This is a genomic window from Leucobacter sp. USHLN153, assembly GCF_037145615.1.
In the GTDB taxonomy this organism is placed as follows: Bacteria; Actinomycetota; Actinomycetes; order Actinomycetales; family Microbacteriaceae; genus Leucobacter.
In genome coordinates, this window is sequence record NZ_JBBCXE010000007.1 from 27,691 (window position 1) to 50,503 (window position 22,813).

A 22,813-nucleotide genomic window follows, 5' to 3' on the forward strand; every position below is an offset into this window, starting at 1 on the left:
CAACACGACGTGCAAGGGACGTGCAAGGGAGTACGCCATGGAGCAGTTCGACACAGTCATCATCGGCGCGGGCGTTGCGGGCCTGACGGCGGCGCGGATCCTCTCGCGGCACGGCCAGCGGGTCGTGGTCGCCGAGGCGCGCGATCGCGTGGGCGGGCGTGTCTGGAGCGAACGTTACGCTGGTGGTCGGCATGACGCTGACGGTCGCGATGACGTTGGCGGTCGCGATGACGTTGATGACGTTCATGACGGCGCGAGTGTCGGTGGCGTTCATTTGGGTGGCGTTCGTGGCGTTGACACTGGCGGCGCCGGCCCGGTGCGCGATCTCGGAGCCTCGTGGATTCACGGCATCGATGACAACCCGCTCTACGACGTTGTGCGCGCGCACGACATGCGCACGGTCGAGTTCACGGTCGGGAGCTATCAGCCCGGCGGGCGGCCGATCGCGTACTACGGGCCCGACGGCGAGCGGCTGTCGGACGAAGGGGTGCGCGAGTTCGTCGCGGATGTGGCGGCGTGCGATGCGGCGCTCGTTGGCGTGGTCGCCGAGTCTCAGCCCGGCTCCACCTTCGCCGATGTGATCGACCGCGCGCTCGCCCGACTCGCGTGGGATGACGAGCGCAGCGCGCGGGTGCGCGAGTTTCTGCGGCACCGCGCCGAGGAGCAATACGGAGTGCGCGCCGATCTGCTTGACGCGCACGGGCTCGACGACGACCAGGTCGAGGGCGACGAAGTGGTCTTCCCCGACGGCTACGCGGCTCTCGCGGAAGGCCTGGCCGACGGCCTCGACGTGCGCCTCGAGCAGGCGGTGCGGCGGGTCGAGTGGTCTTCGGACGGGGTGCGGATCGCCACGGGGCGCAGCGAGTTCCGCGCCCGACGGGCCGTCATCACCGTGCCGGTCGGAGTGCTGCAGTCGGACGACTTCACGATCGATCCGCCGCTTCCCGAGCCGGTCGCCGGGGCGCTCGCCGGCTTGCGCATGAATGACTTCGAGAAGGTGTTTCTGAGTTTCTCCGAGCGGTTCTGGGACGAGGACGTATACGCGATTCGGCGGCAAGGGCCCGACGCCGAGTGGTGGCACTCCTGGTACGACCTCACCGAGCTCGACGGCAGGCCGACGCTGCTGACCTTCGCGGCCGGGCCAGCGGCGCAGACGACGCGGCAGTGGACCGACGACGAGATCGTCTCGTCGGTGCTCGAGTCGCTGCGCGAGATCTACGGGGTGCGGGTGACCGACCCTGACGAGGTGCGGGTGACGCGCTGGCGCGACGATCCCTTCGCGCGCGGCTCGTATGCGTACCTCGTGCCCGGCGCGAGTCCCGAGGTGCACGAAGCGCTCGCGATGCCGATCGGGGCGACGGGTGCGGAGGAGGAGCCCGGTGATGCGTCGCAGGCCGTGCTGCATCTTGCGGGCGAGGCGACGTGGGGTGAGGATCCCGCGACCGTCACGGCCGCGCTGCGCTCAGGGCATCGCGCCGCCGAGCGCATCCTCGGGGAAGCGATCGACTTCACCGAGCTCGCGCCGGAAGCGCCGACGACGACCGCCGACTGAGATCGGGGTGGCGGGCAAGTGCCCGAGGCGCATGTGCGCGCTGGTGCTCGCGCTCGTGCGAGGTACCTCGGCTGCGGCGCGGGCAGTGGGCGCTGGGCTGGATCCGCACCCGCCGCCGGCTCGCCGCTAGGGGAGCGGAATCGTGACCGTTCCGGTCTCGGGCGGCGGCTCGATCGAGCGGCCCTTGAGGTCGGGCATCCACTTCATTGTGCCGATGGCGATCAGCGCGCAGACGACGAGGAGCCCCCCGGACACGACGATCGCTCCGGGGGCATCGGCGGCGTCGATCGCAATGCCGGCGAGCGCTGAACCGGTGGCGACGCCGACGAGCTGACCGGTGCCGATCCATCCGAATGCCTCCGCGGTTTCCGAGAACTTCACCTTCGCGCTCACGATCGTCGAGATCGCCGCGAACGTGGGCGCCGTTCCGAGGCCGCCGATGAAGAGCACCGCGCACAGCCACCAGATGTTGAGACTGAGGAGGCACGCCAGGGTGCCGGCGAGGACGAGGAGGATGCGGAGTGCCGTGGAGAACGGTCGCAGATCCCGATGCCCGATGAGGAGGCCCCCGACGAGCGATCCGCCCGCGAACACTGCGAGCACGATGCCGGATTCAATGCTGCCGTGGCTCTCGCCCGGGCCGGCGAAGGCCCTGACGATGCCGGCTTCGATCGCGGCGAACGATGCGACGAAGAAGAAGCTGATGACCGTCGCGATGACGACCGCGGGGTAGCGCAGCACAGCGCCGAGGCCGCGCTTCGAGCGCTTCAGGTGCACCTGGCCGAGGGCGGGGCTCGAGATGAACCACGCGCCGCCGAGCACCATGAACCCTGCCGCGACGCAGAGGCCCGCGGCGGTGCTGAACTGCGAGGTGACGAAGACCGCGATGACCGGCCCGATGACCCAGATGATCTCCTGCGCTGCGGCGTCGAGCGAGAACAGGGGCGACAGCTGGTTGCCGGGCACGAGCTTCGGGTAGAGCGTGCGAACGGCGGGCGTGATCGGGGGCGTCGAGAGGCCCACGAGGAACGCGATCACCGCGACGATGACGAGCGGCAGATGCACGACGGCGATCACGACGAGCAGCGCGGCGCACACGATCGAGGTGGTGGTGAGCACGGGGCGCATGCCCCAGATGCCCATGAAGCGGCTGCTCAGCGGGCCGGAGATGGCCTGGCCGACGCTCTGGGTGGCGAGTACAAGGCCCGCCGAGGTGTAGTCGCCGTAGGCGAGCTGGATGTGCAGCAGCACGATGATCGACAGCATTCCGAAGGGGAAGCGCGCCATGAGTTGCGACCCGAGAACGCGGAATACTCCCGGGTTGCGCCCCAGGTCACGATACACACCCATCAGGCGATTATACGGGCGATTTCCGCGGAATTCGAGAGGCTGGGCTGCTGATTCGAGCGCGTTTGGGGTCGGCGCGCGCGGATTCGGTGGCGCTCCACGTGAGGCGTGGTCGCAAGAGGTGCAGCCTCGTGGTGTCGGGTGTCGCTTTGCGGGGCGCCCTTTCGAGCGCCCCGCAGGTCGTGCGGGTTAGGCGCCCGGGGTGCTCGTCGAGTAGACCGAGCCGCCCGAGCTCTGCGCGCGGCGACCCTGGCGACGGCCGCCCTCCGAGCCCTGGCGCGGCTGCTGAGCGCGTCCCGCGCCCTGCCCGCGCTGACCGGACTGTCCGGCGCCTCGAGACTGCTGGCCCTGGCTGCTCTGGCCCGCGCGCTGACCCTGGCCGCCCTGGCCGGAGCGCTGGCCCTCGCCGGCGCGGCCCTGGCCAGCGCCCGCTGATCCCGCGCTGCGACCGCGGCCACCGCGGCTGCGCTTGCGCTTCGCGTTCGCACCCGTGCTCGAGCCCTGGCCCGCCGGGTTGTGCCCCGCGGCGCGCTGCTGAGCGGCCTGGGCCTCGCCGCGACGGCGCTCGATCTCGCGAGGGTCGACGCGCGGAGCGACCTCACCGATGAGTGCGAGCACCTCGGGGTCGATGTTCGCCGCGTTCGGATCGACCTGGCGGGGCGTCACGCGGATCTTCGCCGCGCGCATGATCTGGCGCATCTCGCCGCGCTGCTCGGGCAGCACGAGCGTGACGACGTCGCCCTCATTGCCGGCGCGCGCGGTGCGGCCCGAGCGGTGGAGGTACGCCTTGTGCTCGACTGGCGGGTCGATGTGCACCACGAGGTCGACCCCGTCAACGTGCACGCCGCGCGCAGCGACGTCGGTCGCCACGAGTACCTTCGCCTCGCCCGAGACGAACTCCGCGAGGTTGCGATCGCGCGCGTTCTGCGACAGGTTGCCCTGCAGCTCGACCGCGGGAATGCCGCTCGCCGTGAGCTGCTTCGCGAGCTTCTTCGCCTGGTGCTTCATGCGGGTGAAGAAGATACGGCGGGCGGTGCCCGACGCGAGCGCCTCGATCAGCGCATCCTTCTGCGACTTGCCGGCAACCTCGAACACGTGGTGCGTGAGCTGCGGCACGGGGCTCTCGGCGCTGTCGACCGAGTGCAGGATCGGGTTGTGGAGGTACTTCTTCACCACATTGTCGACGCCGTTATCGAGCGTCGCGCTGAAGAGCAGGCGCTGCCCGGCCTTCGGCGTCGCGTTGAGGATGCGGGTCACGACCGGGAGGAACCCCATGTCGGCCATGTGATCCGCCTCGTCGAGCACCGTGATCTCGACGCCCGAAAGGTCCACGAGACGCTGCTTCATGAGGTCGTCGAGTCGGCCGGGAGCGGCGACGACGATGTCGATACCGCCCTCGAGCGCGACCTCCTGGCGGCGCTGCGGCACGCCGCCGAAGATCGTGGTGACCTTGACGCCGACGGGATCGGCGAGCATCTTGACGGTCTCCGCGATCTGGGTGACGAGCTCGCGCGTCGGAGCGAGCACGATGGCGCGCGGGCGGCTCGGGCGACGCTTCTCGGCGGCGCCCTCAGCGAGGTTCGCGACGAGCGGGATGCCGAATGCGATGGTCTTGCCCGAGCCGGTGCGGCCGCGGCCGAGCACGTCGCGCCCGGCGAGCGTGTCGGGCAGCGTGTCGCGCTGGATGGGGAACGGGGCGGACTTGCCGTTCTTGGCGAGTGCGTCCGCGATCGGAGCGGGGACCCCGAGGCTCGCAAAAGTAGGGGTCGCGGTGGTGTTCTGGTCGGTCACGGGGACCTTTCGGACGTGGGCGCGGGCCGTCGTGCGGTGCAGGCATCACGATTCAGGATCGGACGCGCAGGCTTAGGTGACGAGCGGCATCGCGGCAATATCGGCGAAGGCGCGGTTGCGCATTCGTTCGCCGCGGAGAGTCTGCGGCCTGACGACCGAACTCGCGGTCGTCGCCTGCAATCAGCGACGCACGGGCTGGAAGAAAATCCGGCACGTAGCCTCCAGTCTAGCGGGTCGGTCGCTGGGAGCGCCCCCGGACCGTGGATTCTGCGGTCGGGCTGGCGAGGCACTGATTCGTGGCAGCGGATCGCCAGAGCGCCTGCGACCACACATGGATGGGCAACCGCGCGCGGAGGTGGTCGGCTGCCCGTGATCCGCCGCCCGTCAGGCAGTGGATAACCCGTCGTGCGGGCCGATTCGCGGCGTGTTGGTCCGAAAGTGCGGCTTCCCACTGTCTGATGAGTTTGCCCGCGGGGAAGGGCCTGGGGCGGACGTGCTCCGGTGATCCACTGTCTGATGAGCTGGCCCTCCGCGACCACCACCATCTGCGCAGCCGCAGAAGAACCCGCGATCTTCCGCGCGATTTTTGCGGCGGATCGCCCCTCGCGCCCGCCCCGGTCTGCCACCATGAGGGCATGGCACGCATTACGATTCGCGACTTTCACGACGACGACCTCGACGCGGTGGTGCGCCTGTGGTGGGAGGCCCGGTCGTCGGGCGAGCGCCCGGTGTACTCGCTCGCGGAGGTGACGGCCTCGTGCCGGCAGGACCATGCGGTGGTTGCGGTGCGGGACGACGAGGTCGTGGCGGCAGCGGTGGGGCGCGCCGCGCACGCGCAGGGGTGGATCGTGTTCTTCGGGGTCGCCGAGCACGCTCGCACGGGTGACGTGACCGGTGGCCTGCTCGACGCGCTCGAACGCAAGATGGCCCCGCTCGGCCTCGGAACGCTCTCGGTGCTCATGCCCGAGGGCAGCCGCGTCGACCTCCTCACCTCGAACGGTTTCCAGCTCGAGCACAAGCTGCGCTACCTCGAGCGCCAGATGCCGGTGCAGCGGCGCGAGCTCGAGCTGCTGAAGGATCTGGGCGGGCGGATCCTGCCCCGCCATCTCTGGGAGCAGGTCGCGGGCATGCGGCACGAGAAGCAACTGCTCGAGGAGCGGCTCGTCGCCCCGCTGGCGCAGCCTGATCTGGCGGATCGCTACGGCGTCGTCCCGCCGCACGCCGTGATGCTGTTCGGGCCGCCCGGCACCGGCAAGACGACCTTCGCGAAGGCCGTCGCTTCGCGGCTCGATTGGCCGTTCATCGAGGTGTTCCCGTCGAGGCTGGGTGACGGCGTGTCGAGCATGGCGGCGCAGCTGCGGAGCGTGTTCGAGCAGATCTCGGAGCTCGAGCACGGCGTCGTGTTCATCGACGAGGTGGAGGAGATCGCGTCGCAGCGTAGCGACCCGCCGACGCCGACACAGGGGGTCACGAACGAGCTGCTGAAGATCGTGGCCGATTTCCGCGACCGCGAGGGCATGCTGCTCGTCTGCGCGACGAACTTCGTGCGGGCGCTGGACGCCGCGTTTCTGCGGCACGGCCGATTCGATTACGTGTTGCCGATCGGACTGCCCGACGCGGAGGCGCGCGAGGCGATCTGGCGGCGATACGTGCCCGAGAGCGTCGCGCCGAGCATCGACTTCGCGCAGCTCGTCGTGCTGAGCGAGGGGCTGACGCCTGCGGACATCGAGTATGCGGCGCGGCGGGCGTCTCAGGACGCACTCGCGCGGGAGCTGCGCGGTGGCGGTGGGGTTGATGCGGGTGATGGCGGCATTGCTGCGGGTGGGGCTGGTGCTGGTGGGGCCGGTGCTGGCCGTGCTGCGGGCGATGACGGGCGTGTGTCGGGTGGCGGATCGAGGACCGCGCTCAGCACCGCTGACTATGCGGCCGCGCTCCGCGTGACGCGTGCCACCGTGTCAGCCGAGCAGCAGGCTGCGTTCTCGGAGGATATCGAGGCGCTCGCGCGGTTGTAGCAGTGAGTACGGTGTCTCGAGCATCAATGTCGGTGGCTGCCGATAGCGTCTGAGTACCGGCCGCACGCGGCTCGCGTCGCCGGAGCTGACGAAGGGAGCGCGCATGTTCTTGCAGGATGTCGCCGAGATTTCGGGCGGGCGCGAAGAGGCGCCGTCGTCTGACGCGGGTACCTGCGAGCCTCGGCTGCGCGTCGTGACGAGCGCGAGCGATCTCACCGCCGCGAGCCAGTGCGAGTTCGCGTTCCTGCGGCGGTTCGACGCGAAGCTCGGGCGTGACGTTGACGTGCCGCCCGACGACGATCCGATGCTCGCTCGCGCCGCTCGGCTCGGCGACGCGCACGAAGATCGCGTGCTCGAGGAGTACGTTGCGAACCTCGGCGAAGGCACGGCGGGGGAGCCGGGCGGCGTCGTTTCGATTGAGCGACCACAGTCTATGTCGGCGGAAGATCTTTCAGCCGTCGCGTTCGACACGGTGACGGCGCTCACGGGCGGCGCTGAAGTGGTGTTTCAAGCGACGTTCTTCGATCCCGCCCAGCGCGCCGGAACGGGGAACGACCCCGAGATCGGATTCGTCGGCTTCGCCGACTTCCTGCGACGCACGCCCGAGGGTATGTACGAGGTGCAGGATACGAAGCTCGCGCGGCGTGCGAAGGTCACTGCGTTGATGCAGCTCGCCGCGTATGCGGAACAGCTCGAACGCGTCGGGGTGCCCGTATCAGACAGCGCAGTGCTGATCCTCGGGGACGGAGCAGTATCGCGGCATCGGATCGCCGACATCGCGCCGGTGTTCCGGTCTCGACGTCGGCGAATGCACGCCCTGCTCACTGCGCGTTATCGGGCGGTCGGCGTCGATGGCAGTCGACAGAGCGCCCCTGCGGTGGCGTGGGGCGCGCCCGACGTGGCCGCGTGCGGAAGATGCGAGGTGTGCGCGCAGGAGGTCGAGCGGACGCGCGATCCGCTGCTCATCGCGGGCATTCGCGGGAGCCAGCGCGATGCGCTGATCGGCGCCGGGTTCACGACGATCGAGGCAGTCGCGGGGTTGTCAGGCTTTGGGCGAGACTGGGTGCGTCTCGAGTCGTTGCCCCAGGTGCCCGGCATTGCCCCCGCGGTGCTGCACCGGCTTGCCGATCAGGCGTGGCTGCAGAGCGCAGCGTCGCAGATGAAGAATGGCGCGCCCCCGCCGTTTCTCGTGACGGATGCGGCAGCGCTCGCCGCGATACCCGAGCCTTGCGAAGGCGACCTCTTCTTCGACTTCGAGGGTGACCCGCTGTACCGCGAGGCTGGCGCCGACGACTCAGCTCGGTGGGGAATCGACTATCTCTTCGGCATGGTCGACCGCGAGGAGCAGTTCTCCGCGCTCTGGGCGCATGACCTGGACGCGGAGCGGGTGGCGCTCGAGGAGTTCCTCGCCCTGGTGTCAGAGCGTCGACGTGCGTTCCCTGACATGCGCATCTACCACTACGCGGCTTACGAGCGTACGCACCTCGCGTCGATCGCCGCCCGACACGGAGTCGGCGAGGCGGAGGTGGATGAACTGTTCCGGGAGCACGTGCTCGTCGACCTGTACCCGATTGTGCGCGCGGCGCTGCGCGTCGGTTCCCGCTCCTACTCGATCAAGAAGCTGGAACCCCTCTACATGGGAGACGGGCTTCGCGACGAGGAAGGCGTGACCTCGGCTGCCCAGTCCGTGACCGAGTATGCCGACGCAAGCGCGCTGCTCGCTTCTGCGGACTCTGCTGATCGTGAGGAAGGGCAGCGGCGCCTCGACGCGATCGCCGACTACAACCGCTACGACTGCGTGTCGACGCTGCGGTTGCGGGACTGGCTGCTCGACATCGCGATGTCGCACGGTGTCACACCGTACCAGCCCGCGGAGCGCGCTCCAGAGGGCGGACCAGAGCTTGAGCTCAGCGCAGTCAGCCGGGAGCTCGCGACGCACGCCGCTGCGCTCGCCGCCGACGGACACCATGATGATCGCGCGGCTGTGGCGATCGCGTCGAGCGCGGTCGACTACCACGAGCGAGAACAGAAGTCCTTCTGGTGGGCACACTTCGCCCGGCTGATCGACCCGATCGAGGACTGGGCAGATATGCGTGACGTGCTCGTCACGGATCCCGCCTCGAGCCGGGTCGAGGAGACGTGGCACCTGCCGCACCGTGCGAGAGTCGAGCGTCGACACGTGAGGCTCGGGGGCGCGGCTGCTCCCGGCTCCAAATTCCGGGATGGTGGCGACGTCTTCGCGGTGTACGCGCACCCCGCGCCCTTCCCGCAGTACGGCGCAGCGCCGGGCTCGCGTGGCGCGCGGCAAGCGAAGATCCTCGAGGGCCGCGACGACGGTGCCACGATCCAGGAGTCGCTGCCGCAGGGCGTCGAGCCGTTCGACGAGCTGCCCGTTGCGCTCACGCCCGGGCCACCGCCGCGCGCCGGTGCGCAGAAGGGGGCGATCGAGGAGTGGGGCTCGACCCTCGCTCGGGCGCTCGACGCCGGCGATTTTCCGAGCGACGCGGTGGTGGACCTCCTGCGGCGACGCGAGCCACGCCTTGCCGGTGGCGGAGGACTCGTTTCGCCCGATTCGGAAGACGCACTGCGAGAGGTCGGAGGGGACTTCGAGATGGGGCGCATCGGCGCGGTCATCGCCTCGCTCGTGCGCCTGGATCGCTCGGCTCTGGCGGTGCAGGGGCCGCCGGGCACGGGGAAGACGTATCTCGCCGCCCGAGTGATTCGCCGACTCGTCGAGCACTACGGCTGGAAGATCGGGGTGGTCGCGCAATCACATCGTGTTGTCGAGAACGTGCTCGAGGGCGTCGTGCGCGCGGGACTCGATCCGGCGCTCGTCGGAAAGGCCGCGCAGCGCGGGGCACCGCCTGAGGATGTTGCCGCGGCACCGTACACGGTGCTCCCGAACGCGGGGCAGTCCGCGTTCCTGGCGGGCCATCAGAGGGCCTGCCGTGGCGCGGTGATCGGAGGCACCGCATGGGACTTCAGCAATCCCGAGCGCGTGGCGCGGCAGCAGCTCGACCTGCTCGTCGTCGACGAGGCTGGCCAGTTCTCGCTCGCGCCGACCATTGCTGCGGCGGTGTCCGCAAGCCGGCTGCTGCTGCTCGGAGACCCGCAGCAGCTGCCCCAGGTCTCGCAGGGCACGCACCCGGAACCCGTCGACACCTCGGCGCTCGGGTGGTTGCTCGGCGAACACGGCACCATGCCCCCGAGCCTCGGATACTTTCTCACGGAGACTCGACGGATGCGGCCTGAGCTCGCTGATGTCGTGTCCGAGCTCTCCTACGAGGGGCGGCTCCGCGCGCACCCGTCCACTGCAGGCCGGGAGGTTCTGGGGGCCGGCGAACCCGGGCTGCACTGGCATCCCGTGACGCACGCGGGGAACTCGACGTCGTCCGAGGCTGAGGCGGAACGCGTCGTCGAGATCGTCAAGGGGGCCCTCGCAGGGAGGCTGCGAGAACCCGGCGTTCCGGAGCGCCCGCTCGAGCCTGACGACCTCATCGTGGTCGCCCCCTATAACGCCCAGGTCGAGTGCGTAGCCGCAGCGCTGCGTCGCGCCGGATTCGACACCGTGCGGGTCGGCACGGTCGATAAGTTCCAGGGTCAGGAAGCGGTGCTCGCGATTGTGACGCTCGCCGCTTCGAGCGCCGCCGATGTGCCGCGCGGCGTCGAGTTCCTGCTCATGCGGAATCGTTTGAACGTCGCGATCAGCCGAGCGCAATGGGCGGCGCACCTCGTCTCCTCCGATCGTCTCGGTGATGGGCTGCCGACGAGCGCCGAGGGACTCGCGGCTCTCTCGGGCTACCTGCGCCTTGTGGAACGGGCGCACATCGCTAACGTGGAGGCATGGTGAATCGCCGAGGACCCGTCAAGACGCCGCCGCTGGGCGCACGCGAACCGATCTCGCTCGATGATGACACCCCGGAAGCGGCCGTCGACGCGACAGCTGAAGCGGCGATTGCACCCGCCCAGGGCGAGCGACGGGCGTCGACCCGTGCGGTGGGGGACACCGGCAAGATCGCGGTGACGCCTCGCATTTCCCAGCGCTCCGCGATTCCGGCGTTCGAGGTAATGCGCATCACTGACGAGATCGCGCGGAGGAGGGCCGGCGGGCACGATGTCGTCTCGCTCTGCGCAGGGGAGCCCAGCGCGAGGCCCGCGCCCGGTACGTTCCAACCGGCCGGCTACACCGGACCCCTCGGCACTGCGCCGCTGCGAGAAGCGGTCGCGGGCCACTACCGCGAGTGGTACGGCGTGGAGGTCGACCCTGCGACCGTCGCGATCACGACGGGTTCGTCAGGAGCATTCCAGCTCGCGTTCCTCGCGGCATTCGACCCGGGCGACCGCGTGGCGCTGGCGAGCCCCGGCTACCCCGCCTACCGCAATATCCTGACGGCGCTCGGTGTGCAGGTCATCGAGATCCCCACCGGACCCGAAACGCGATACCAGCCGACGCCGGCGCTGCTCGACGCTGCCGTTGAGGAGCACGGCGACCTGGCGGGCCTGATCCTCGCGTCACCGGCGAATCCCACTGGCACCATGCTCGACCGCGCGGCGCTCACTGCCCTCGTCGCCTGGTGCTCACTGCGCGGCGTGCGTCTCGTGAGCGACGAGATCTACCACGGGATCACCTTCGACGCGGCGGATACCCGGGACTGTCGTGGCGTGACCGCGCGAGAGCTCGATCCCGAGGCGATCGTCATCAACTCGTTCTCGAAGTACTGGGGGATGACCGGCTGGCGGCTTGGATGGGCACTGCTGCCGGACTCGATGGTCGCCCCCTTCGAAGCGCTCGCCTCGAACTTCGCGCTCTCGCCGCCGGCGCCCGCGCAAGAGCTCGCGCTCACCGCTTTCGACGCCGAGACCTACGCCGAGCGCGACGCAATCGTCGAGGGCTTCGGGCGGGCGCGGCGACTGATCCTCGACGCGGAGGCCGAACTCCAGTGGGGTGTCGCGGCGCCGTCTGACGGAGCGTTCTACTACTACTCCGAACTCGGTCCGCAGCTCGAGCGGTTCGGAGACTCCGTGACGTACTCGCGACAGCTCTTAGCGGGGGCGAACGTCGCGGTGGTACCCGGCGTCGACTTCGACCCGGTGAACGGGGCGCGGGCAGTGCGCCTTTCATATGCAGCGGGAGAGCCGGCCGTGGCCGAGGCGCTCGAGCGCATCCTCCGCTTCCAGCGCTCATAGCGGACGAGGCGCATCGCACGCGCGAGTCCGCGGAGGCTCGCGCAGCCGGCCGAGCTTGAGCAGCCGGCCGAGCTTGAGCAGCCGGGCCAGCTTGAGCAGCGAGGCCCCGCTGCGGCGGGCGGATCAGCCGAGACGGATGGGGGTGCCCGCGGCGACGCCGATCCGCGCCTGCAGCGCGTCGCTCACCGCGGACGCCTCGAGATCCGTGATCCCGAGCGCCTTGACGACCTCGCGTGACACATCGCCGAGTGACACGACAACCGCCGTGACCGACTCGGCGAGCGGTCCCTCCAATGCTGCGACGGACCGGGCGAGTGCCGAGCGGGTCGACTTGGCGAGCGCTGCGTTTGACGGCGCGTCGGTCTGAGCGAGCGGCACCTCAGCACGGGCGTAGGTGACCCCATCACCGGTCACGACCTCGCCGATGACGAGATCGCCCTCGCGGCGCACCTGGGCCTCGAGAACGGTGCTCGTGGAGCCCGATGCAACCGTGGTGAACGGGAGGGGAATGCCCGAAGGGGCGCCCCCGTCATCACCGTGGTGATGATCGGGCGACGCCCCTCCGAATGAGAACTTCAAATCCATGCGATTCAGCGTACGCCTTAGGCGTTCGCCGCAAGCACCTCATCGACGCTCGAGAAGGCGAGCTCCGGGAATGCGTCGGAGACACCCTTGAAGGTGAGCACGCCGTCGTGGGCGTTCAGGCCCTTCGCGAGCGACTCATCTGCCTGCAGTGCCTTGACCCAGCCCTTGTCGGCGAGCGCGACGACGTAGGGGAGCGTCGCATTCGTGAGCGCCGCGGTCGAGGTCTCGGGAACAGCACCCGGCATGTTCGCGACGCAGTAGTAGATCGAGTTGTGCACCTGGAAGGTGGGATCGTCGTGCGTCGTCGGGCGCGAGTTCTCGAAGCAGCCGCCCTGGTCGATCGCGATGTCGACGAGCACCGAGCCCGGCTTCATCTGCGCGACCATCTCGTCGGTGACGAGCTTCGGCGCCTTCTCACCCGGGATGAGCACGGAGCCGATCACGAGGTCGGCGTCCTTCAGCGCCTCGGTGATGTTGTGAGCGTTCGAGGTGCGCGTCTGGATGCGACCGCCGAACTCGTCTTCGAGCTGCTTGAGGCGCGGGATCGCGATGTCGATCACGGTCACCTCAGCGCCCATGCCGAACGCGATGCGCGCGGCCTGCTCGCCGGCGGCGCCGCCGCCGATCACGACGACCTTGCCGCGGCGGGTCGCGGTGACGCCGCCGAGCAGCACGCCGCGGCCGCCGTTGGCCTTCATCAGGGAGTAAGCGCCGACCTGAGCGGACAGGCGACCAGCGACCTCCGACATCGGAGCGAGCAGCGGCAGCGCGCGGCCGGCCTGCACGGTCTCGTACGCGATCGCGGTGGTGCCCGACTCGAGCACCTTCTCGGTCAGCGTCTTGTCAGCGGCGAGGTGCAGGTACGTGAAGAGCACCTGGCCCTTGCGCAGCTTGTCGTACTCGGCCGCGATGGGCTCCTTGACCTTGAGGATCATGTCGGAGTCGGCCCAGACCTTCTCCGCACCCTCGACGATCGTGGCGCCGGCAGCGGCGTACTCATCATCAGAGATTGCGGATCCCTCGCCCGCGCCGGCCTGCACGAACACCTCGTGGCCACGACGGGTGAGCTCGACGACGCCGGCCTGCGTGATCGCGACGCGGTTCTCGTTGTTCTTGATTTCGGTAGGAATACCGACGCGCATGAGATGCTCCAATGGAATCTGCGGTGTACTGATTCTGTGCTGAACCGCCACCGCGCCGGGCTCGGCGAGGTATGTGCGGTCGAACCTTTACATTGTGCAGTATGTTCGCCAGTTATACACTTACTCTGAATTCTCTTCGGTGCAGCGGGCTCAAGTTGCACCAATGTAAGTGAAAGACGGTGGCTGATGGGCGAAACTACGAAGAATCTGCGCGGTGCAGCAGAACTCGACGATGTGGATCGCAAGATCATCGCCGAGTTGCAGGCGAATGGCCGCATCACGAATGCCGAGCTCGCCGAGCGCGTGGGGGTCGCGGCCTCGACCTGCATCGCGCGTGTGCGCAGCCTGCAATCGCGCCAGATCATCACCGGTTTCACGGCCACGGTGGACCCGCGCGCGATCGGCCTCGACCTGGAGGTGCTCGTCAGTGTCACGGTGCGATCAGGGGCACGACAGCGGATCACCGAATTGAGTCAGGAGCTGCGGCGCCTGCCCGAGGTCATGCAGCTCTACTTCCTCGGCGGCGTCGAGGACTTCATCGTGCACCTCGCGGTTCGCGATTCGGATCACGTGCGAGACTTCGTCGTTGAACACCTGTCGGCGCACCCCGCAGTGTCGTCGACGCGCACGAGCATCGTGTTCAGTCATCACCGCAACCCGGTGCGGATGGAGGACTGAATCCCGCCCGACCCGTGCGGCTGGCACCTCGCGGCGGCTGACCGCGCCTCACCGGCCGCGACCGCACCTCAGAGCGCCGTCGGCGAGTTGCGCGCCTCGTGCGCGTCGAGTGCGAGTTCCGCCGCGCGGAGGGTGTGCGAGCTGTACCGGCCGATGGCCCGCTCCTCGAGGAGCGCCTCGCGCTGGGCGTCGAGCGCCACTCGGAGGAGTCGGCGATAGCAATCCGCCTGCGACTCCTGGGAGCGAGTCGACACCGGCCCGGTGGAGGGCGCTCCCGGAAACGCCAGCGGCGCGAGCGCGCTCTTCGCGTTGAGCCGCACGCGCTTCAGCACGTCATCGTTCGGCAGCACGTGGCCGTCGGGGTGCGCTTCGTCTGCCTCGAGCTCATCCTCGAGGGCCGCGTCCACGGCCTCGAAGAGGTCGTGGCTCAGCGATTCCATCTCGGCGGCATTGGACTTGGGGTTCGCGCCCTTCGGCCACAGCTTCCGAATGAAGATCGGGAGCGAGAGGCCGTGGAGGAGCAGCGTGATGACGGCGATCAGGAACGCGATCAGGATCAGCTGGGGTCGATACGGCACGCTCGTCGGGATCGACTGGGCTGCCGCCAGCGTCACCACGCCGCGCATGCCGCTCCATGACAGCACCGCGCCGTCGCGCCACCCGAGCTGCTGTTCCTGCTCGTGGGCGAGATCCGCCTGCGAGCGCTGCTCGAGGATCTCGAGCCTGCGGAGCCTTCGCGAATCAGTGTCGCTGCGTCGTGCCCGCGACAGGATTCGTGTGAGCCCGACGCTGCGCTGCTCAATGCGGTTCTGGTCGCCCCGCATGGTCCAGACCAAGGGGAAGATGAAGAGCGCGCGAAGCAGGATCAGCAGCACCACGAGTCCGATGGCGAGGAGTGCGACGCGCTCCAGCTGGAGTTCCGTCTCGTGCACTTCGTCCAGCAGCGTATGCAGCTGCAGGCCCATCACGAGGAAGACCCCGTTCTCAAGCGCGAACTGCACCGTGCGCCAGTTCAGGCGCTCATTCATGCGGGCCTGAGCGCTGAATCGCTTCGCGGCGTGGTGGCCGGTGTACAGGCCGGTGACGACGACCGCGAGCACGCCGGACGCACCGATCTCCTCGGCGGGCATGAACGCCACGAAGGGCACGACGAACGAGAGGATCGTGTCGTAGACCGGGTTGCGGAGCTTCGAGCGGATCCACACGGTCACCAGGCCCATCACGAACCCGATGGCGATGGCGGCCACGACGGAGAAGGCAAAGGATCCCGCGGCGTCCCAGAACACGAAGCTGCCGGCGACCGCGGCCAGTGCGGTCTTCAGGAGCACGAGCGAGGTCGCGTCGTTCACGAGGCTCTCGCCCTCGAGGATGGACACGAGGCGATCCGGCATGCCGAGCCGCTTACCGATCGAGGTGGCGGCGACCGCGTCGGTCGGGCTGATGACCGCGCCGAGGGCGACGCCCACCGGGAACGGGATCACGGGGACGAGTAGGTGCAGGATGAGCCCGACCACCACGGCGGAGATGATCACGAGCAACACGGAGAGTCCGACGACCGGGCGGAAGTTGCGGCGGAAGTCGATGAGCGGGACATTGACGGCCGCGGCGTAGAGGAGTGGTGGGAGCACCCCGATCAGAATCACTTCGGGGTCGATCTCGACGCGCGGCACGAAGGGCAGGTAGCCGGCGCCGATTCCGACGACAACGAGAATGAGGGGAGCGGCCACGCCGATCCTGCTCCCGAGGATCGAAGTGCCCACTAGAACAATGACAGCGGCCACCGCGATCATGCCGAATTCCATAGAACGATTCTAGAGGCGCGTGTTTGCGGTACCTCCGCGGGGTATCACTCGTCCTCTATCTCTCCTTCCTGGGCAAGCCTGACGGGCTGTGCCTCGAGGCAATGGAACCGCGCCCATTCCGTTGCGGCGGGCTCCACGCCCCGGGTCTCGACGTGCTCGCCGGGCAGCGGCGTCACGTCGATTCCACCTCCGGCCGCTCGCCGTCGCTTCCACGTGCCGACGACGCGGCCGCGCTGTACCACGGTCGCCAGGAACATGCCGTTTCGGCCCGGCACGATTCGCTCGAAGTGCGCGGGATCGAGCTGCGGCGCGCGCTCCGAGTATCCGAGGAGGTGCTCGTCGAAGGCCGCGAGGAGTTGCCACTCGGGAACCTCGCCCGGGGCCATTGTCGCGCCGCTTCCGAGCAGCTCAGGATCGACCCACAGCACGCCTGACGCCCCGGCCACGGGGGCGCCCGCGTCGTCCAGCGCTCGCGCCTCGACGAGCTCGCCCGCGTCGCTCGCCAGGGCGATCGCGTGGCGGGCCTCGCGCACCGTGAGACCCGACCACCACGCGAAGTCCGTCGCGCGCACCGGGCCGCGCGCCCGCGAATACCGCGTAGCCAATTCGGCGAGAGCCGCGTCACCCTCCAGCAGGCGTGGCCGCATGATCCACTCATCAGCGCGCACGAGCAGCGGCTCACCCGACGAGCCCACCGGCCCGAACACCGCGAGCCCGTTCTGGCAGAGCCACCAGATGACGTGGTACCGCCAGTTGCTCTGCCACTCGATACCGGCCTCGGTCCAGTGCGTAGCCAGTTGATCGCGATCGAGCCCCCGTGACGCGGCGAGGGCGGCCAATGAGGTCTCGACGAGGCGATCGAGCACCGCGTCGCTCATGCCGAGGTAGGCGCGGCGCTTCGGTGCACCGGCGAGCACGCGATGATTCGTCGCGCCCTGCATCCAGCCGATATCGTCGGCGCTCACGATGTGCACAGTGCCGCGCATCGGCCAGGAGCGCACGATCCGCCGTTCCGCGAATGCCGCCTCGACATCGGATATAGTCGTGCCGGGCGCCCGGACGCCGAGTGCCCAACGCGCCGAGCGCCAGTCCTGCCCCTGCACCGCGAGCATGCGTCGCGCGACATTGGCGATGCGCTCGGCGCCGCTCGGCGCGGATTCGGATGCAGTGCGCTGCGCACTCCCGGGCTGAGCAGGATCCGCCAGCCCGGAGCCAGCTGGCCACGCCACCGTGCCGGGCCCCGCATCCACCGCGCCGGGCCCCGCCTCCACCGCGCCGGGCCCCGCCTCCACCGCGCCGGCCACGCCCGCTCTCGCCAAGCCGAGCGCCCGCATGCGCATTGTTAGCACGTCACTGGGAGAGAGGTTCTCGGTCATGCGCTCAGTGTATGACCGGCCTCGGACATTGATGGAGGAGCCGACCGGGCGAGGTGATCCCTCGCCCGAAAATCGGCTTAGAACCGCGCGCGGGCGTACTGCGGCGGCACCAGTGACTTCGCCGCCGGTGCGCGCAGCTCGTGCGCCCACGAGATCGGCAGGTGAGGGTTCGTGAGCAGCGGTCGGCCGAGCGTTACCACGTCGGCCTGGCCCGTCGCGAGGATGCTCTCGGCCTGCTCAGAACCCGTGATGAGCCCGACGGCGCTCACGGGCAGCGCATTTTCGGCGCGCAAGCGAGCCGCGAGCGGCACCTGGTACGCGGGCCCGACGGGGATCGAGGCGCTGGGAGTATTGCCGCCGCTCGAAGTATCGATGAGGTCCGCACCGTCTTCGGCGAGCCAGGTCGCGACCTGAGCGGCCTCCTCGACGTCGAAGCCGCCCTCGGTCCACTCGGTCGCAGAGACGCGAACCACCATCGGGAGCGACGGGTGCGCCGAGCGAATGCCCTGCACGATCTCGCGCAGCAGGCGCGCCCGGCCCTCGAGCGAGCCGCCATAGGAGTCGTCGCGTCGGTTCGACAGCGGAGAAAGAAACTGGTGCACGAGGTAGCCGTGCGCGGCGTGCACCTCGACGACGTCGAAACCGGCCCGCACCGCGCGACCCGCGGCGTCGATGAAGGCGCGGACGATTCCCGCGATCTCCTCAGTCTCCAGCGCGCGCGGCTCCGCGTAGTCGCCGAACGCGACGGCCGATGGAGCGACGGTCTGCCACCCGCCCTCGCTCTCGGGCACGCTTCCCTCGGGGAAATCGGGCAGCGAGGGGTAGGTCGAACCCTTGCGACCCGCGTGCGCGAGCTGCACGCCGATCTTTGCGCCGTGCGCGTGGACAGCATCGGTGATGCGCGTCAGTGCCGGCAGCTGCTCGTCGCTCCAGATGCCGGGGCAGCGCGGGCTGATGCGGCCCTCGGGCGTCACGCCCGTCGCCTCCATGAACACCAACCCGGCGCCGCCGCGCGCGAAGCCGCCGAGATGCTGCAGGTGCCAGTCGCCGACGACGCCGTCCTCCGAGTCGACCGAATACTGGCACATCGGTGCCACCCACAGACGGTTGCGGACTTCGAGATCGCGAAGGGAGAAGGGACGGAAAAGGATCGGATCAGCCATAACGAGGGAGCCTACTCCTCTTGAATGGCCGCACTGCACGGCCTCGCTGAGCATCAATGTCGGTGGTCTGTGCCACTGTTGTCGGGAGACCTACACCGCTCACATCGAAGGAGGCCCCGTGCACGAGATCAAGTGCCCGCACTGCGGAGAAGCGTTCGCCGTCGACAAGGCGGGGTACGCCGACATTGTGAAGCAGGTGCGAGACAGCGAATTCGAGGCGCAGCTGCATGAGCGGCTCGAACTCGCGGAGCATGACAAGCGGCGCGCGTTGGAGCTCGCCGAGTCGAACGCGGCGGGGCAGTTGCAGCGGGCGCAGGCGGAGAAAGACGCCGAGATTCAGCGGCTGCAGTCCCGGGTGGAGGCGAGCGAGACCGCGAAGAAGCTTGCGGTCGCAGAGGCTCTCGGGGCGGTCGAGAAGGATCGCGATGCGCTTGCCGCCGAGCTCGTTCAGGCGAAGCGCGAGCAGCAGGCCGCGATCGAGCTGGCCGAGGCGAAGCTCGGTGCGCAGCTGCAGGAGGAGGTCGCTGCGCGCGATAAGGAGTTGCAAGAGCTGCGTTCGAAGCTGTCGTCGACCGAGCTCGCGAAGCAGCTGGAGATCTCCGAGGCCGTGGGCCGGGTCGAGCGGGAGCGCGATGAGATTCAGGGCGTGCTCGAGCGCGCTGAGCTCGAGAAGGAGCTCGCGGAGCGCGCATTGAAGGAGCGCTACGAGATGCAACTGCGCGACCGCGATGATGCGATCGAGCGCCTCCGCGATATGAAGGCGCGGCTCTCGACGAAGATGATCGGAGAAACGCTCGAGCAGCACTGCGAAACGACGTTCAACCAGATCAGGGCCACCGCCTTCCCGAACGCGTATTTCGAGAAAGACAACGACGCCCGCACGGGGAGCAAGGGAGATTACATCTTCCGTGACCGTGACGTTTCCGACGTTGAGATCGTTTCGATCATGTTCGAGATGAAGAACGAGGCCGACGGCACCGCGACGAAGCATCGCAACGAAGACTTCTTGAAGGAGCTCGACAAAGATCGGCGCGAGAAGGGCTGCGAATACGCCGTGCTGGTGTCGCTGCTCGAGCCCGAGAGCGAGCTCTACAACAGCGGCATCGTCGACGTTTCGCATCGCTACCCGAAGATGTACGTGATTCGGCCGCAGTTCTTCATCCCGCTCATTACGCTGCTGCGGAACGCTGCGTTGAACTCGCTGAAGTACAAGGTGGAGCTCGAGCACGTGAAGTCGCAGAACATCGACATCACGAACTTCGAGTCGGAGCTCGACTCGTTCAAGGACGCCTTCGGGCGCAACTACGATCTCGCGTCGCGCCAGTTCCAGGAAGCGATCAAGCGCATCGACACCTCCATCGCGGAGATGCAGAAGGTGAAAGACAACCTGCTGAAGTCGGAGAACAATCTGCGGCTCGCGAACGACAAAGCGCAGGGCGTCACCATCAAGAAGCTGACGCGCGGCAACCCGACCATGCAGACGAAGTTCGCCGAGATCGAGCGCGGTGAGGCGGCGCCCGAACGTGAGGACGAGTCGGAAGACGCCGAGTTTTTCGAGGGTGCGCGCGTATGAGCCTCGGAGCGATCCTCGACTCGACGCACTTCGCGGAGGCCGACGAGGCCTACGCGGCCTTCGAGGAGTGGGCTTGGGAGGAGCGGGCGCTCCGCCTGTACCCCGCTCAGGAAGAGGCGGTGCTCGGCATCGCGCTCGGCAGCAACGTGATCCTCGCGACGCCGACCGGCACCGGCAAGTCGCTGGTCGCGCTCGGGGCGCACTTCGTCGCGCTCTCCGAGCAGCGGCGGACGGTGTACACGGCGCCGATCAAGGCGTTGGTCAGCGAGAAGTTCTTCGACCTGGTCGACGTCTTCGGGGCGGACCGGGTCGGCATGGTGACGGGGGACACCTCGATCAATCCCGACGCGCCGATCCTGTGCTGCACGGCCGAGATCCTGGCGAACCTGGCGATCCGCGACCGCACCGCCGGCGGCATCACGCAGGTCGTGATGGATGAGTTCCACTTCTACGCGGAGCCCGAGCGCGGCTGGGCTTGGCAGGTGCCGTTGCTTCTCATGCGAGACGCGCAGTTTCTGCTCATGTCGGCGACGCTCGGGGACGTGACCGAGCTGGCCGATGATCTTTCGCGCCGCACGGGGCGCGACACCGCGCTCGTCACCGGGGTCGAGCGACCCGTGCCGCTCTCATTCGCATACGAGGTCGCGCCAGCGCACGAGGTGGTCGAGCGATTGATCGAGGATCGGCAGACGCCCGCATACCTTGTGCACTTCAATCAGTCGCACGCGGTCGAGCAGGCGCAGGCGCTCTCCAGCATTCGGATCGTCGATCGCGCGGGCCGCGACGAGATCGCCGCCGCTATCGGCGACTTCCGGTTTTCGACGGGCTTCGGCTCGACGCTCTCCCGTCTGGTGCGCTCGGGCATCGGCGTGCACCACGCGGGCATGCTTCCGCGCTATCGCAGACTCGTCGAGCAGCTGGCTCAGCGCGGGCTGCTGCGGGTCATCTGCGGTACCGACACGCTCGGCGTCGGCATCAACGTTCCGATCCGTACCGTCGTCATCACGGCACTCACGAAGTTCGACGGTGAGAAGATGCGTCGGCTCTCCGCTCGCGAGTTCCACCAGATCGCCGGTCGGGCGGGGCGCGCGGGCTTCGACACCGAGGGCGACGTGATCGCGCTCGCGCCAGAGCACGAGGTCGAGAACGCCAAGTCCGCGGCGAAGGCCGCTGCCAAAGCTTCCGGCGGCAAAAAGGTGAAGCCCGCGAAAAAGAAGTCGCCACCGCAGGGCTTCGTCGCCTGGAGCGAGGCGACCCTGGAGAAGCTCGTCGGCTCGCAGCCCGAGGCGCTCGTCAGCCGCATGCGCATCACCCACTCGATGGTGCTCGGGGTCATCGGACGCGGCGAGAGCCGCGAGGGTGAGGCGCTCGAGACCATGCGGACGCTGGTGTTCGACAGCCATGAGCCTCGCGCGGTGCAGTTCACCCACGCCCGCACCGCGCTCGCGATCTTCCGCACGCTCCGGCAGGGCGGCATCGTCGAGGTCCACACGAACGAGCGGGGGGAGCGCCTCCTCAGGCTCACGGTCGAATTGCAGGCGAACTTCGCGCTGAATCAGCCGCTCTCACCGTTCGCCCTCGCGGCGATCGAACTGCTCGACCCCGACTCAGCCGAGTACCCGCTCGACGTCATCTCGATCATCGAGGCGACGCTCGAGGATCCGCGCGCGATCCTCCGCGCGCAGGAGCACCGGGCCCGCGGTGAGGCCGTCGCCGCGATGAAAGCGGAAGGCATCGAGTACGACGAGCGCATGGAACTGCTCGAGGCGGTCACGCACCCGCAGCCGCTCAAGGAGCTCCTCGACGAGGCGTTCACCGAGTACACGAAGGAGGTGCCGTGGGCGCGCGACTTCGCGCTCCGGCCGAAGTCCGTCGTGCGCGACATGATCGAGCGAGCGTTCGGGTTCCGCGATCTGGTCTCCTTTTATCAGCTCGGGAGAGCCGAGGGCGGTGTGCTCCGTTACCTCAGTGACGCCTACCGCGCGATTGAGCGCACCGTCCCCGAGCAAGCCAAGAGCCTCGAACTCGAGGAGCTCATCGACTGGCTCGGAGAGGTCGTGCGGCAGGTCGACTCGAGCCTCATCGACGAGTGGGAGGCGCTCTCCCAGCCGGATCCCGAGGCGTTGCGTACGGCTCGGGCGATGCTCGGGCTCGACGCGGACGATGGCGCGACGGCCGCGGCACTCGCGCCGCCCACGCGATCCGTGCTCACGAATCAGAGCGCGTTCCTCGTGATGCTGCGGAACGCGCTGTTCCGCAGGGTGCAAGCTGCGTCATTCGAGCGGTACGCGGAGCTCGGGGAGCTCGACGGTCCGCACGGCTTCGGCGAGCAGCGCTGGCGCGAAGCGCTCGCGGACTACTTCGACGAGTACGACGATATCCGCGTCGACGCCGACGCGCGATCGCCGCGCCTCCTCGAAGTCGATCGCAGCAGCGCGCTCGAGGGGTTCTGGCGCTTCCGCCAGGTGCTGCTCGACCCGGCCGGGAATCGCGACTGGGGGATCGAGGGCTCCCTCGACCTCGCGGAATCCGAGGCCGAGGGGGAGCCCGTCGTCCGTGTGGAGCGGGTGGGCGCGCTCTAGGCGAGCGGCCCTACGCCCCGCCT

At 68.7% G+C, this 22,813-nt stretch carries 14 protein-coding genes; 7 read left to right on the forward strand and 7 right to left on the reverse strand.

All coding sequences use genetic code 11. The features are described from left to right. Positions 1-37: 37 nt before the first annotated feature. Positions 38-1,552, forward strand: coding sequence for a flavin monoamine oxidase family protein (locus tag WFH00_RS11540; protein ID WP_336660994.1), 1,515 nt, complete (start codon positions 38-40; stop codon positions 1,550-1,552). 126 nt (positions 1,553-1,678) lie between these two features. Here the strand turns inward: WFH00_RS11540 and WFH00_RS11545 are convergent, their stop codons facing one another. Both WFH00_RS11545 and WFH00_RS11550 read right to left on the reverse strand, forming a co-directional pair. After that, positions 1,679-2,902 carry an MFS transporter gene (locus tag WFH00_RS11545; RefSeq protein ID WP_336660995.1) on the reverse strand — a complete coding sequence of 408 codons (1,224 nt, stop codon included), beginning with the start codon at positions 2,900-2,902 and terminating at the stop codon, positions 1,679-1,681. Between the two features lie 186 nt (positions 2,903-3,088). Beyond that, positions 3,089-4,690, reverse strand: coding sequence for a DEAD/DEAH box helicase (locus WFH00_RS11550; RefSeq protein ID WP_336660996.1), 1,602 nt, complete (start codon positions 4,688-4,690; stop codon positions 3,089-3,091). 635 nt (positions 4,691-5,325) lie between these two features. On the opposite strand from WFH00_RS11550, the gene WFH00_RS11555 reads away from it, so the two are divergent. From WFH00_RS11555 to WFH00_RS11565, 3 genes are all read left to right on the forward strand, one after another. Next, the gene (locus WFH00_RS11555; protein WP_336660997.1) at positions 5,326-6,702 is read left to right on the forward strand and encodes an ATP-binding protein; all 1,377 of its coding nucleotides are present in this window, start codon (positions 5,326-5,328) and stop codon (positions 6,700-6,702) included. A 103-nt stretch (positions 6,703-6,805) separates the two neighbouring features. Continuing rightward, positions 6,806-10,552 (forward strand): TM0106 family RecB-like putative nuclease, encoded by a 3,747-nt coding sequence (locus WFH00_RS11560; RefSeq protein ID WP_336660998.1) that lies wholly within the window; start codon positions 6,806-6,808, stop codon positions 10,550-10,552. A gap of 218 nt (positions 10,553-10,770) precedes the next feature. Further along, positions 10,771-11,889: a pyridoxal phosphate-dependent aminotransferase gene (locus WFH00_RS11565; protein ID WP_442918851.1), complete on the forward strand. Its 1,119-nt coding sequence runs from the start codon at positions 10,771-10,773 to the stop codon at positions 11,887-11,889. Positions 11,890-12,012: 123 nt separating this feature from the next. Here the strand turns inward: WFH00_RS11565 and WFH00_RS11570 are convergent, their stop codons facing one another. Then, positions 12,013-12,474, reverse strand: a complete 462-nt coding sequence (locus tag WFH00_RS11570; protein WP_336661000.1) for a hypothetical protein — start codon at positions 12,472-12,474, stop codon at positions 12,013-12,015. 17 nt (positions 12,475-12,491) lie between these two features. After that, the gene (gene ald, locus WFH00_RS11575; RefSeq protein ID WP_336661001.1) at positions 12,492-13,616 is read right to left on the reverse strand and encodes an alanine dehydrogenase; all 1,125 of its coding nucleotides are present in this window, start codon (positions 13,614-13,616) and stop codon (positions 12,492-12,494) included. Between the two features lie 186 nt (positions 13,617-13,802). Here ald and WFH00_RS11580 point away from each other — a divergent pair, with 186 nt between their 5' ends. Next, positions 13,803-14,294 carry an Lrp/AsnC family transcriptional regulator gene (locus WFH00_RS11580; RefSeq protein WP_336661002.1) on the forward strand — a complete coding sequence of 164 codons (492 nt, stop codon included), beginning with the start codon at positions 13,803-13,805 and terminating at the stop codon, positions 14,292-14,294. Between the two features lie 68 nt (positions 14,295-14,362). On the opposite strand, the gene WFH00_RS11585 is transcribed toward WFH00_RS11580, so the two are convergent. The 3 genes from WFH00_RS11585 to WFH00_RS11595 all read right to left on the reverse strand — a co-directional run bounded on the left by WFH00_RS11585 (position 14,363) and on the right by WFH00_RS11595 (position 18,635). Further along, a complete protein-coding gene (locus tag WFH00_RS11585; RefSeq protein ID WP_336661003.1) occupies positions 14,363-16,096 on the reverse strand; it encodes a cation:proton antiporter in 1,734 nt (577 codons plus the stop codon). Positions 16,097-16,140: 44 nt separating this feature from the next. After that, positions 16,141-17,472, reverse strand: coding sequence for a winged helix DNA-binding domain-containing protein (locus tag WFH00_RS11590; RefSeq protein ID WP_336661004.1), 1,332 nt, complete (start codon positions 17,470-17,472; stop codon positions 16,141-16,143). Positions 17,473-17,549: 77 nt separating this feature from the next. Then, positions 17,550-18,635, reverse strand: a complete 1,086-nt coding sequence (locus WFH00_RS11595; RefSeq protein ID WP_336661005.1) for an NADH:flavin oxidoreductase/NADH oxidase — start codon at positions 18,633-18,635, stop codon at positions 17,550-17,552. Between the two features lie 118 nt (positions 18,636-18,753). Here WFH00_RS11595 and WFH00_RS11600 point away from each other — a divergent pair, with 118 nt between their 5' ends. After that, complete coding sequence (locus WFH00_RS11600) at positions 18,754-20,208, forward strand: DUF2130 domain-containing protein (RefSeq protein WP_336661006.1); 1,455 nt, start codon at positions 18,754-18,756, stop codon at positions 20,206-20,208. Then, positions 20,205-22,790 carry a DEAD/DEAH box helicase gene (locus tag WFH00_RS11605; protein ID WP_336661007.1) on the forward strand — a complete coding sequence of 862 codons (2,586 nt, stop codon included), beginning with the start codon at positions 20,205-20,207 and terminating at the stop codon, positions 22,788-22,790. The genes WFH00_RS11600 and WFH00_RS11605 overlap by 4 nt, the downstream gene beginning before the upstream one ends. Positions 22,791-22,813: the final 23 nt, after the last annotated feature.

Bases quoted from the DNA above. Each gene is read 5' to 3' on its own strand.
- WFH00_RS11590 (WP_336661004.1), bottom strand. From the start codon at position 17,472: ATGACCGAGAACCTCTCTCCCAGTGACGTGCTAACAATGCGCATGCGG.
- WFH00_RS11595 (WP_336661005.1), bottom strand. From the start codon at position 18,635: ATGGCTGATCCGATCCTTTTCCGTCCCTTCTCCCTTCGCGATCTCGAA.
- WFH00_RS11545 (WP_336660995.1), bottom strand. From the start codon at position 2,902: ATGGGTGTGTATCGTGACCTGGGGCGCAACCCGGGAGTATTCCGCGTT.
- WFH00_RS11560 (WP_336660998.1), top strand. From the start codon at position 6,806: ATGTTCTTGCAGGATGTCGCCGAGATTTCGGGCGGGCGCGAAGAGGCG.
- WFH00_RS11540 (WP_336660994.1), top strand. From the start codon at position 38: ATGGAGCAGTTCGACACAGTCATCATCGGCGCGGGCGTTGCGGGCCTG.
- WFH00_RS11580 (WP_336661002.1), top strand. From the start codon at position 13,803: ATGGGCGAAACTACGAAGAATCTGCGCGGTGCAGCAGAACTCGACGAT.
- ald (WP_336661001.1), bottom strand. From the start codon at position 13,616: ATGCGCGTCGGTATTCCTACCGAAATCAAGAACAACGAGAACCGCGTC.
- WFH00_RS11570 (WP_336661000.1), bottom strand. From the start codon at position 12,474: ATGGATTTGAAGTTCTCATTCGGAGGGGCGTCGCCCGATCATCACCAC.
- WFH00_RS11565 (WP_442918851.1), top strand. From the start codon at position 10,771: ATGCGCATCACTGACGAGATCGCGCGGAGGAGGGCCGGCGGGCACGAT.
- WFH00_RS11585 (WP_336661003.1), bottom strand. From the start codon at position 16,096: ATGGAATTCGGCATGATCGCGGTGGCCGCTGTCATTGTTCTAGTGGGC.
- WFH00_RS11555 (WP_336660997.1), top strand. From the start codon at position 5,326: ATGGCACGCATTACGATTCGCGACTTTCACGACGACGACCTCGACGCG.
- WFH00_RS11605 (WP_336661007.1), top strand. From the start codon at position 20,205: ATGAGCCTCGGAGCGATCCTCGACTCGACGCACTTCGCGGAGGCCGAC.